Here is an 11511-nt window from a genome sequence, read left to right on the forward strand (position 1 = left end):
CTTCTGCGGATTTCGCTTCGCCCACCGGAATCGCCTATCTCGACGCGGTCCTGTTGCCTACGCTGGCCGTTCCGCTCGGCGCTGACTCGCTCTTCTTTGCCGCGGTCAGCGGCGTGGTGCCGCTTCCAGGCGGCGGCTCGAGTGGCGCCTTCCCGGCCATGCCGATCACGGCCGTGCTGGTCGGCGTGCACATGGCACCTGTGCCGCTGCCGGCGAGTCTGCCCTGGTGGCCGGCGCGGTGGGGGCCTCATGGGTTTGTTCAAACGTCGGCGTTTCCAGTCTGGAACGACGGTGCCGCGCCCGGTCTGCCGAATCACTTTAATAGGAGGAGCACGCGCGCCATGGACTCATCGATAGAATCTCGGACTTCATCGGGTATTTCCCTCAACGCGACATTGCTGTTGCTGCTCATCGCGTTATCGGTACAGCAGCGCATGCCGCGATCACGCAGTACATTCGACAGCGACGCAGACGGCTGGACCGGCATGACGTTTACCAACCGGCGGGCGACCCGCTGTCAGCTCACGCAGCGGCGCAAGCCGACTTCGACCTCGTCATGGCCAATCTTACGCACTTCTCGATCACTGGTGAGTTCATCAACGATGGTGAGAACTTCGATACCGTCGGTCTCGATAACGTCGTGTTGCAGGCCGTACCGATCCCCCAGACCTTGCCCATGTTACTGGGTGGGCTGAGCGGCATCCTCCTACTGCGTCAGCGCCGAATCACCCGCCGCGCGCGATCCGGTTGAGCGCCGAAGGCGAGCGCGGGGGGACCGCAGCGTGTTGCTTTGCACCGGAATCTGACCCACGCCGAGCACACACTTTCGTGGCGGTGGTCGAGCACAAAGGCTTTCGCGGCGCCGCGCAGCGGCTGCACGTGTCGCAACCGCCGCCGACGCGCCAGATCCAGCAACTGGAAGAGTTGCCGGGCGTGAGCTATCGGCCCTTGGCCAAGAGCGACAACCTGAGTTTTGATCTGTGCATGATTTTCGGCGCGACGACGAATCACCCTTGCTGCGCGCATTCATCGACGTCGTACGCGGCATACCGGCCACGCAGCGAAAGCGCTGAGTAAAGCGCCTGAACCCGGATCAGCCCGCGCCCGCCTCGCGTAGCGCGCGGCGGTAGTCGCGCGGCGCCTGGCCGGTCCATTCCTTGAACGCGTGGGAAAAGGCGATGGCGTCTTCGAAACCCAGGCGATAGGCGATCTCATCGATGTGCACGCGCTCGCGCCGCATCAGGCGCCGGGCCTGCTCCAGGCGCACTTCGCGCAGCAGTTCGCTGTAGGACGTCGAGGCGCTCGCGAGGCGGCGCTGCAAGGTGCGCTCGGTGAGCCGCAGGTTCGCGGCCAGCACCGACAGTGACGGCATCGGCACCATCGCGCGCAAGCGGCTGCGAACCACGTCGGCATAGTCCAAGGACATCAGCAAGGATTCGCTCATGCGCCGGCACTGGCTGTCGTAGAAGCGAAATGACAGCCTGTCGGCCTGCGGCGGCACCACGTTCCAGTCGCTGGCCTTGAAGCACACTTCGTTGACCGCGGCGCCAAACTCCAGCGGGCAGTCGAAGTAGCGCTGGTAAGGGCGCAGGTCATCCGGCGCGGCGTGACGGAAGCGCACCCGCAGCGGCGGACAGCGCACGCCGAGCATGTCGCGCAGCAGGGTCACGGTGCAGGTGATGTCACGTTCGACATAGAAGCGCAGCGCCTCGCCGACCGCCGCGTGGGGCTCGAACTGCAGGTTGGCGTGGGCGCCCTCGCTCCACAGCGAGCAATGACACATTCCCCACGAGAGCAGAGGGTAGAACAACAGGGTGCGCAGCAGCTCGCGCACCGTCGGCGCGCTCGCCGCGGCCAGACCGAGCACGCCGAAAGTCACCATGTGGTAGCGCTGACCGACCAGCAGGCCGGCGTCAGGCCGTGCGAGGCGCGCGAGCGCCTCGGTGGTGAAGAGCGTCTCCTGCGCCACGCGCACGCGGTAACTCGGTTCTTCCAGCGCGAAAGGCGGAATATCGGCCGCGAGCAGCAGCGGCTCGATGTCGTGCCCCGCGGCCTCGAGGACCAGGATCAATGGTCCCAGGCCATAGGCAAATCGCACCGGCGTGGCGAGGTCGTTGCCGACCACGAAATGGGTGCGCTCAGGCCGCGCTGCTCGTCCGCTCATCACCACCACTCCACCCACGCGCTGCGCGTGGCGCGTTTCGACAGGATTTTTTCGCGATCGGACATTCCGCGCGACTGAGCGCGCCCCGCACACTTCGACCACGGCCTACCGCCATTCGCCGTCGAAGACCCCGGGAGTACCGCTGCCATGACCGTTTCGCCTTTGCTCAATCGCATGTTCGGACTGTGTGACGCCTTGATCTCGGTCATGCTGCTCAGCTCGCCGGCCATCGCCGTGGCGAACGACCACGCCGCCCTGCAAGCCTGGCTGACGGACGCCGCCGCGGCGCCGGTCGACGGTCTCGCCCCCGGCAGCTACGACCGCGCACGGCTGGCCGAACTTGCCCCCTATCTACCGCCCGGCTACCAAGACCAGTTCGATTTCGCCGGGCTCGAGTTCGAGCTCGAGCCGACGCAGCACTACGCTCCGCACGTCAGCTACGAGGACGCGAGCCTTCGCTTCGCCGGCCAGGCGCGCATCGCCGACGATGGCAGCCTGGCCGGCCATCAGGCCGGGCAGCCGTTCACGGCCGCGCAGATCGAGAGCGCCGACGCCGTGACGGCCGGTTACATGGTGGCCTGGGATCACGTGCATCGCTGGGAGCATCTCGGCTTCAATGCGCCCGACACGCTGATCAGCTATATCCGCGCCGGCGGCGCCGCGCCCTTGGCCGAGACGGATGGCCTGCTCGGCGGAGGTGTCATCGAGCGCCAGATGCACATGTCCTACCGTCGCACTTATCTTTCGGGGCTCGCGCCGCTCGCGGCGCAGGACTACCGCCTGCCGGTGCGCGGCGGCGACGGGCTGCTGTTCAAGGAACGCATCGAGGTGCTGGCGCCGTTCGATGTCGCCGGCACCACCATCATCCTCGAACGGCCGCTGGATCAGACCCTGGGTGACCAGGTCAATTCCTACCTGCCGACCGAGCGCCGCGTACGACGCTTGTCGGCCCGCGAGCGCGCCGACAGCTGGATGGGCACCAACTGGACGCTGGACGACTTCGGCGGCTACGCCGGGCTGGTGATGGACAACACCTGGCGCTACCTCGGGCGCAAGGTCGTGCCCTATGTCTCCAATACGCGCAACGAGCACGTGCTGACCCAGGGGCCGCTCAGCGCCATTCCGCTCGATCGCTGGCAGCTACGCCCGTGTTACGTGGTGGAAGCGGTACCGCGCTGGAAAGGTCATCCCTATGGCCGGCGCGTGCTGTTCATCGACGCCGAGACTTTCAGCGTGGCGCTGACCCTGGTCTACGACCGTGACGAGCGCTTGTACAAAGTGATCAACGGCACCTACGCCCACGGCGACGGCGCCCTCGACGGCGACCCCAGTCTCACCACCTCGCGCATGCGTTCTTCATTGGTGCTGAACCTGCGTGACCAGACCGCCAACGTCGCGCGGGTGCTCGAACCGACCGACTATGCGCCGCCCAAGACCGCGTTCCTGGAGCGCGTGTTCAGCGTCGCCGATCTCAACAGCGGGCGCTGAACAGGCGACGCGAAGGAGTAGCATCATGGCCGTACCCGTCGAGAACTTCCTGCCCCTGGGCGCAGCCGCGCCGCATACGCGCATTGCCGGCTGGCCCGAGACACCGCACACGACGCTTGGCCCGCTCGGCGCCGAGATGGCGCTCAGCGAAGAGGAACAGGCGATATGGAATGTCGTGCATCGGTTCGCCGAGCACGAAATGCGCCCGCTCGGTCGCCAGCTCGACCGCCTGCGCCCGGAACAAGTGATCGCCGCCGACTCGCCGCTGTGGCCGTTCATTGCCCGCTACCACGAACTGGGCTTCAGCACCGATGCGCTGTTCAACATGCCGCCCTTGCAGCGCGCACGCATCCAGTGCCTGGTCAACGAAGAGTTGTGCTGGGGTGATGTCGGGCTCGCGTTCACGGTCGGCGCGGCGACCTTTCCGCGTTTCATGGCGCGCAGTTTCGGCAACGACTACCTGGCCGAGCGCTGGCCGGAGACCACCATCGGCTGCTGGGGGATCACCGAGCCCGACCACGGTAGCGACAATCTCGACCCCGAGGGTGAGGCGCGTCACGCGCGTGGCGAGTACGGGCGGCCGAACTGCATCGCCACGCTGAAGACCGACCGAATCGTCGTCAACGGGCAGAAATCCGCGTGGGTGTCCAACGGCACCATCGCCCAGCTATGCGTGCTGTTCTGCGCCTGCGACAGCGGCGCGGGACCCGACACCAAGCATGGCTGCGTGGTCATCGTGCCGCTGGACGCGCGCGGCGTGAGCAAGGGCAAGCCGCTGGACAAGATGGGCCAGCGCACGCTGAACCAGGGCGAGATCTTCTTCGACAATGTCGAAGTGCCGCGCGAGAACCTGTTGGCCGGCCCGGAGTTCTACCAACGCGCGGTCTACACCATCCACCAGGAGGCCAATGGCCTGATGGCGGTCGGGCTGACCGGCGTCGGACGCGCAGCCTACGAACTGGCGTTCGAGTACGCCCACCAGCGGCGCCAGGGCGGCATGCCGCTGATCAAGCACCAGCACATTGCCTATCGCCTGTTCCAGATGTATCGCAAGCTCGAGGCGAGCCGCGCGCTGGCGCGACGCGTGGTGGAGTACAACGCCACCGCCGCGCTGCCCTCGCTGTCCGCGGCGATGGCCGCCAAGGTGCATTGCACCCAGGCCGCGTACGAGATTGCCCACGAGGCCCTGCAGATGTTCGGCGGCAACGGCATGACGTGTGAGTACCCGCTGGAGAAGCTGCTGCGCGACACCCGTGCCGGCCTCATCGAGGACGGCTGCAACGAACTGTTGTCGATCAAGGGAGGCTTTGGCCTGGCTCGCCCCGATCTCCTCTGAAGCCGTGGGCGCGGCGCGTATCTCCCCTGCCGCCGCGCCCATTTGCTTTTGGCCGCCATCTCGTCGGCGGCCGGCCTCATTTGACCTGGTAGATGTCGTAGCAGACCTCGCCGCGGTCAAGGTAGGCGGCGCCGACTTCCAGAAAGAACCCGCGAGTGAGCCACTGATATTTCGGATGAGCGGTTTGGAACCATGGATTGGTTCGTAACGTGATCCCTTCCTTCGGAAATGGCGCGCCTTCGAGAAAATTCTTATAGCCATCGGGTCCGCACTCACCGATGCCCTTGTAATACAGGTACACGATGGCGCCATCATCGGTTTCAATCGTCGCTCTTACATCCAGCACCGCGATGCCGTCCGTCCGCACGGTGAGCCAGTCTCCTCCGCCTGGAAGGAATTGGCCGTTCAATTTAGGACCGGCCACCTTCCCGCCGGTCACGAACGCATTCAGACGCAATCCTTCCGCTACCGGGCCGATCATTTCAGGAGGCGCGAGTAGCGCGTTGTACGACGTGACGTGCTCGAGTTCGAATTTGAAGCCATAGCCAGGCATATCCGCTTTCCTTCTCGGGTGGATGAGTTCTCACTTCTCCCACCAGCATAGTCCAGGGGCCGCTGACACAAGGTCTTGGTCGTATTGCGCACCGGGCGGGCCGGATGACCGGTTCTTGGTCGCCCGACAGCCCGATGTCATTGCGCGCGTCCTGCATGACTTTCGCGCCCCCCATCCGAAGGTCGAGGTGGTGCTGCACATGCTCCATCGCGAACGGCAGGTGCGCGCCCTCGGCGAGCGCCGCATCACAGCTGACTTCAATCGCGCTTTTTGGCGAGGACCCTGCGTTTTGCTGGCGCCAATCCCGCTCGAACTCTAGTTGGCCATGGGGACGCGTACCACGTAGCTCGCAATCGCGGTTTGACTACACTTGTTTCGACGGCTCGCCGCAGAGGCGCCCGCCCTCCATCAAGATCGAAACGGAGCGAACATGAAGAAGATAATTCTTGCAATCGCACTTGGATTCTTAACTACCACGGCAGTCCATGCCGCTGAGGAGGCGGCTGAAAAGATCGAACTCAAAGACGGTTCCACCTTGTTTCTTCATCCGGATGGCACCAGTAGGATGGTGGATGTCCATGGGAAGGCGATGCAGATGAGTGACGGCAAGGAAATGGAGACCGCCGATGGCAAGACGATTGTCATGATGAACAAGAAAGTCTGGGTCCGCTGGGGCGCACCGGGAAAAGGCGGCGAGATGCTGAAAAATGATTGATGCTTAGAGGCCGAGGTGGCGTACCCATGGACGGGTTCGACACGACGTCGGCATTATCGGGCCGGCACAACGAATTGTTTGGCCGACCCGACTTCAGCGCTCGCGACCGTGACCGATGCCGGCCGGTTTTGATCAATGCTGCGGCACCTTGGTCGACCGCACACGGACGGTTCCACGCTGAAACGGCTGTATGTCGACCCTGTGGTAGCCCGGCGTGGCGCAAAGGTTCCGGTAAACCAAAAACCAACACGCGCCCCTCAGCTGGCTAATCGCACGTCGACGCTTTACGCTCCACGCCAGAGCATGCAGGAGTGCCTGGCAAGGCCGTAATGAACATGCCCAGTCTTCAGATCGCGATCAAGTTCGCACTATCGGCCGGCATCATAGTCGGGATCTCCGAAATCGCGCGCCGCTCAACTTTTTTAAGCGCGCTGCTGGCCTCCCTGCCGCTGACCTCCTTGCTTGCGTTCGTGTGGCTCTATGTCGAAACCGGCGACGTCGAGCGCATCTCGTCTCTATCGGGCAGCATTTTCTGGCTGGTGCTGCCGTCGCTGGTGTTGTTTCTACTGTTGCCGGCCTTGCTGCGCGCAGGGCTTGGTTTCTGGGCGAGTCTCGCGGCGTCGGCCGCGGCAACCACCGCCGCGTATTTCGCGATGATCAAAGTGCTGGGCGCGCTGGGCATCGATCTTTGACCGGCGGATGAAGAACGCCGCGCGCACGGCCGTGGTTCACCCGCCGGTCAAGCCGTCTCGCCGATTTCAGCGGCAGCGCTTATCGCGCCACTGCGGCTGGCGATGATGCGCGTGCTGCCGTCGCTGTGCGTCCCAGCGCGCCGAAGCGCAGGTACAGGCTCGGCACCACGAACATGTTCAGTGCGGTCGACGACAGCAGCCCGAACAGGATGACCATCGCCATCGGCGCCTGGATCTCGCTGCCCGGCTCGCCCAGCGCCCGCGCCAAGGGCACCAGCGCCAAGCCGGCGGCCAACGCGGTCATGAGTATCGGCACGAGGCGTTCACGCGCACCACGCAGCACCGCCTGCTCGGCGTCGGCGACGCCCTCGACTTCGCGCAGCTGTCGGATGTGGGCAACGAGCATCACACCGTTACGCGTCGCGATCCCGAACAAGGTGATGAAGCCGATCAGCGTCGCCACCGACACCACGTTGCCCGCCAGCACCATGCCGACCACACCGCCGATCAGCGCGAGCGGCAGGTTGATCATGACCAGCAGCGCATCGACGGCGGAACGGAACGCCATGTACAGCAGCACGAACACGCCGGCGATGACGGCCGCCCCCAGCACACTGAGGGTGCGCGCAGCTTCGGTCGCGCTCTCGAACTGACCGCCGTATTCGACGTGATAGCCGGTGGGCAATTTGACCTCCGCGCTGACCCGCGCCTGGATGTCCTCGACCACGCTCGCCAGGTCGCGCTCCGCGACGTTCGCCATGACCACTATCTTCCGCTGCACGTTCTCGCGACTGACGAGGTTGGGACCGCGCTCGCGGCGCACGTCGGCGAGCGCCGACAAGGGCAGGTGGGCCCCGCGCGGCGTCACCAACAGCGTGGCGGCGATGTTGTCCAGCGATTCACGCACCGCCGGGTCATAACGCACCACCAGGTCGAAGCTGGCCTGCCCTTCCAGCACGCGGGTCACTTCGACACCGGCCAGCGCCGCCTGCACCGCGGCGCCGACCTCCTCGATATGCAGACCGTGGCGCGCGATAGCCTCACGCCGAAAGTGGACCATGACGAACGGAATATCGGCCTGGGTCTCGACCGCCACGTCGACCGCGCCCGGCACGCTGGCCGCGATCGACTTGATGCGTTCGCCCAGTTGGCGCAGGTCGTAGAGGTCCGGCCCCAGCACCTTGATGGCGATGTTGGCGCGCGTGCCCGACAGCATGTGATCGATGCGATGGGAAATAGGCTGACCTATCACGACGCTCATGCCCGACAGGGTCGCGAACTCCTCGCGCAGTTGCTTCAAGAGCGCCGCCTTGCTGGTGTTGCCCATCTCGAGGCTCGCCTCGATCTCCGATGCATAAATCTCCTGGGCATGGGGATCGGCGGGCGCGCGGCCGGTGCGCCGCGCCGTCGCCACCACTTCCGGATGGGACAGCAGGATGTCCTCGACGCGCTTGCCCATGCGGTCCGACTCGGCGAGCTCGGTGCCGGGCAGGGTCGTGACGTTGACGGTCAAGCTGCCTTCATTGAAGTCAGGCAGAAACGAGCGGCCGGCCTGCAGAAAGACCAGGCCCGCGAGCGCGAGAGCAACCAGCGCGAGACCGCTCAACAGCCACCAATGCCTGAGCAAGGGCCGCAGCACCGACTCGTAAGCGCCCTGCAGCGCGTTCAACATCCGCGGCTCGTGCGCATGCCCGGCGCTCGGACCGGCCAGCACCGTCAGCGCCAGCACGGGTGTGACCGTGACCGCCACCGCGAGCGATGCGCCGAGCGCCACGACGTAGGCGAACCCGAGCGGCGCGAGCAGACGCCCTTCCACGCCCGCCAGGAAAAACACCGGCACGAACACCAGCATGATGATGAGCGTGGCGAACACGATCGAGCCCTGGATTTCGACCGTCGCATCGAACACCACCTGGGTCACAGCCTTGCGCTCGGCTGCGGCCTGCTGCGCGTTTTGACGCAGGCGGCGCGTGATGTTCTCGACCACGATGATGGCGTCGTCCACCAGCGCGCCGAGCGCGATGCTGAGACCACCCAAGGTCATGGTGTTGAGCGTGCCGCCGAATGCGGCGAGCGTGACCAGTGCGGTGATGAGCGACAACGGCAGCGCCACCAAGGTCACCAGCGTGGCGCGTGGCGACAACAGGAACACGAACACGATGGCGACCACCAGCACCGCGCCCGTCACGCACGGCATGCAGGGAGATTGTCGATGGCTCGTTCGATGAAATCCGCCTGCCGGAAAATAGCCAACTCGATACGCGCCGCTCGGCAGCGAAGGCGCGAGGCTGGCAAACGTCGCATCGAGGGCGTGAGTCAGGTCGAGTGTATTGACGCCAGGCTGCTTCTGAATGGCAAAGATCACCGCGGTCTTGCCATTGTGCGCCGGTGCCGCGCACCGGCCCCTTACGCCGATTGCCACCTCACCCACATGCTTGACCAGCACCGGCTGCCCGCCGCGCATGCCCACCTGGGTTTCGGCAATGTCATCGAGCTTGGCAATGAGTCCTATGCCTTGAATGAGATATTCCTGCCCGTTCTGCTCCGGTAGAATCCGCCGGCATGTTGGCGTTCGATGCGCGCAAGGCGTCGATGACATCACCGACCGGCAGGTCGTAAGCCGCCAGCCGCTGCGGGTCCAGGGTGACCTGGTACTGTTTCTCGTCGCCACCGATGGTCAGCACCTCGGCCACGCCGGGAACCGACAGCAGGCGCTTGCGCACGACGGTATCGGCGGGTGGTCTTGAGTTCTGTCCCGCTGGCCTGGTCGGAGGCCAGCGCGATGAACATGATTTCGCCCATCACCGAGGCAGCCGGCGCCATCTGCGGTGGCGGCAACTCGGCCGGCAAGGCGTTGCGCGCCACCTGCAATTTCTCGGCGACGGTCTGGCGCGCCACCGGCCACGGCGTCCCCCACTCGAATTCGACGGTGACCACGGACAGACCGACGCTCGAGATCGAGGCACCCGTCGCACGCCGGGCGCACCGTTGAGCGCGGTCCCCCGATGTGAAGCTGACCTGGTTCTCGACCTCGAGCGGCGACACGCCATGGGCTTCGCTCACCACCACCACGGCGGGCGCGGTGAGATCGGGAACACGTCGACGTCCATCTGGCTCGCCTGGTATCCGCCCACAGCAGCAACAGCACCGACAAAGCGAACAGGCAGGCGGTTGCGCAGCGCGCCGCGAATGATTGATGCGATCATGGCGTGCTCCTCAATGCGCGTGGCCGTGGCCCAGGCCGCCGGCGCGGTGGCGGCCAGGCGCACCTGGTAGGCGCCGACGGTCACGACGCGCTCGCCGACGGTCAGCCCCCTTCGATACCCAGCCAATCGCCGTCGCGGCGTGTGCCGGTACGCACGATGCGCCGCTCAAAGGCCTCGCCGTCCTTCATCACGAACACCACGCTCTGGCCGTTGTCATCGATCACGGCTGACGCGCCGGCACCGCAGGTAACGTGCGCTGCACCTTGCCCGTGAATACGCTGCCGCGACCCGCATGCCGCGCGCGCGCAAGGCGCGGTCAGCGTTGTCGAACTCGAAGACCGCGGGCGCGGTGCGGGTCTGCGCGTCCACCAACCACCGAACGCCACCAGGCGCGCGTTGTGCCGCCAAATCAGTATCGTTTGCGGCAGCGCCGACCACGGAAATGAGCGCCCACCGGTTTGCGTGACGCGCCCCAGGTCCGACTCCGAGATATCCGCCTGCAGCCACAGCTGGCCGAGATCCGCGATATGCCAGCACGCCTGCCCCTCGTCCACGGCCGCGCCGCTGCCGTGCGCACTTCGACCACCGTGCCGGCCAGCGGCGCGCAGCGCAACAGCACGCCGCCGCCGGCACCTGCCAAACCGAAAACCCAACCGCCGCTTCGGCGGCGCCGCAGATCAGTCCTGGCGATGTCGGCCTCATGTTCAGCTTCCGCTGCTCGCGATGGCGCGATAGCCTGTGCGTCGGCCAGCGCGCGCGCGCGGCTTGTCGAACGACCTGCGTGGTGTGTGCTCGAGATGCGCGCGCGCACGCCTGCAGATCGGCTTCCAGGGTCGCGAGGTCGACACCGCTTGCGACTCGCGGCACCTGCCAGCGTCATCAGGACCTGGCCGCGCTCAAACCTGCCGAGGTAAGGGAAACTCTCTGAAGCGCCGCCCTCCAGCACACCCGCAGCCGGACTGCTCACCAGCGCCTCGCGTGAAGCCACGGGGCGCAGCGTCGCCGCGACGCTCTCGCGCAGTTCGCGTTCAATCACCGGCGCGTGGGCGAAGTCGACCTTCCATTGTTGTTCCTTGGTGAAGGAGATGCTGCCGTCTTCCTCGTCTTCCTCGGGGTGAGCCTTGGCGGCTTGCGCGGCGCATGGCGTGAATCTCGACTTCGCCCAGATCGTGCACATGGCTGCGCTCGCCCACGGTCAGCGTCAGGCGCAGGCGGTGGCGGCCCGCCGCGCTCAGTTTGAAATTGCCAGGTCTGAAGGTGCGGGCGGCGTCGAGCTGACCGCCGCTTCGGCGCGCTCCTGGCCAACGTCGACGGTCACCACCAGCGTGCCTTCATTGACGGCGCTGAAGCGCTCGCC

The 11511-nt window shown here is 65.8% G+C and carries 10 protein-coding genes and 1 pseudogene; 7 read left to right on the plus strand and 4 right to left on the minus strand.

Annotated elements, in window-relative coordinates; genetic code table 11:
- Nucleotides 1-556 precede the first annotated feature (556 nt).
- Nucleotides 557-751, plus strand: a complete 195-nt coding sequence (locus tag IPM80_20580; GenBank protein ID MBK8960748.1) for a hypothetical protein — start codon at nucleotides 557-559, stop codon at nucleotides 749-751.
- Nucleotides 748-1077: a LysR family transcriptional regulator gene (locus IPM80_20585; GenBank protein MBK8960749.1), complete on the plus strand. Its 330-nt coding sequence runs from the start codon at nucleotides 748-750 to the stop codon at nucleotides 1075-1077. Before IPM80_20580 ends, IPM80_20585 begins: the two co-directional genes overlap by 4 nt.
- 16 nt (nucleotides 1078-1093) lie before the next feature.
- Here IPM80_20585 and IPM80_20590 read toward each other — a convergent pair whose 3' ends face one another.
- Nucleotides 1094-2164 carry an AraC family transcriptional regulator gene (locus IPM80_20590; GenBank protein MBK8960750.1) on the minus strand — a complete coding sequence of 357 codons (1071 nt, stop codon included), beginning with the start codon at nucleotides 2162-2164 and terminating at the stop codon, nucleotides 1094-1096.
- 147 nt (nucleotides 2165-2311) lie between these two features.
- Between IPM80_20590 and IPM80_20595 the strand changes: the two genes are divergently transcribed.
- Entirely contained in the window at nucleotides 2312-3652 is a 1341-nt protein-coding gene (locus IPM80_20595; GenBank protein ID MBK8960751.1) for a DUF1329 domain-containing protein, read from the plus strand.
- Between the two features lie 25 nt (nucleotides 3653-3677).
- Complete coding sequence (locus IPM80_20600; GenBank protein ID MBK8960752.1) at nucleotides 3678-4988, plus strand: acyl-CoA dehydrogenase; 1311 nt, start codon at nucleotides 3678-3680, stop codon at nucleotides 4986-4988.
- A gap of 76 nt (nucleotides 4989-5064) precedes the next feature.
- Here the strand turns inward: IPM80_20600 and IPM80_20605 are convergent, their stop codons facing one another.
- Complete coding sequence (locus IPM80_20605) at nucleotides 5065-5541, minus strand: DUF3237 domain-containing protein (GenBank protein ID MBK8960753.1); 477 nt, start codon at nucleotides 5539-5541, stop codon at nucleotides 5065-5067.
- A gap of 430 nt (nucleotides 5542-5971) precedes the next feature.
- Here IPM80_20605 and IPM80_20610 point away from each other — a divergent pair, with 430 nt between their 5' ends.
- Nucleotides 5972-6256, plus strand: a complete 285-nt coding sequence (locus IPM80_20610) for a CopK family periplasmic copper-binding protein (protein ID MBK8960754.1) — start codon at nucleotides 5972-5974, stop codon at nucleotides 6254-6256.
- A gap of 335 nt (nucleotides 6257-6591) precedes the next feature.
- Nucleotides 6592-6948: a hypothetical protein gene (locus IPM80_20615; protein MBK8960755.1), complete on the plus strand. Its 357-nt coding sequence runs from the start codon at nucleotides 6592-6594 to the stop codon at nucleotides 6946-6948.
- A gap of 79 nt (nucleotides 6949-7027) precedes the next feature.
- Here IPM80_20615 and IPM80_20620 read toward each other — a convergent pair.
- A pseudogene (locus tag IPM80_20620) lies at nucleotides 7028-10154 on the minus strand (efflux RND transporter permease subunit).
- 409 nt (nucleotides 10155-10563) lie between these two features.
- Nucleotides 10564-11331, minus strand: a complete 768-nt coding sequence (locus tag IPM80_20625; GenBank protein ID MBK8960756.1) for a hypothetical protein — start codon at nucleotides 11329-11331, stop codon at nucleotides 10564-10566.
- Here IPM80_20625 and IPM80_20630 point away from each other — a divergent pair.
- Nucleotides 11300-11511 (plus strand): hypothetical protein (locus IPM80_20630; GenBank protein ID MBK8960757.1); only part of this gene is annotated, 212 nt, incomplete at its 3' end. The genes IPM80_20625 and IPM80_20630 overlap by 32 nt on opposite strands.

The organism is Pseudomonadota bacterium (assembly GCA_016719885.1).
GTDB lineage: Bacteria > Pseudomonadota > Gammaproteobacteria.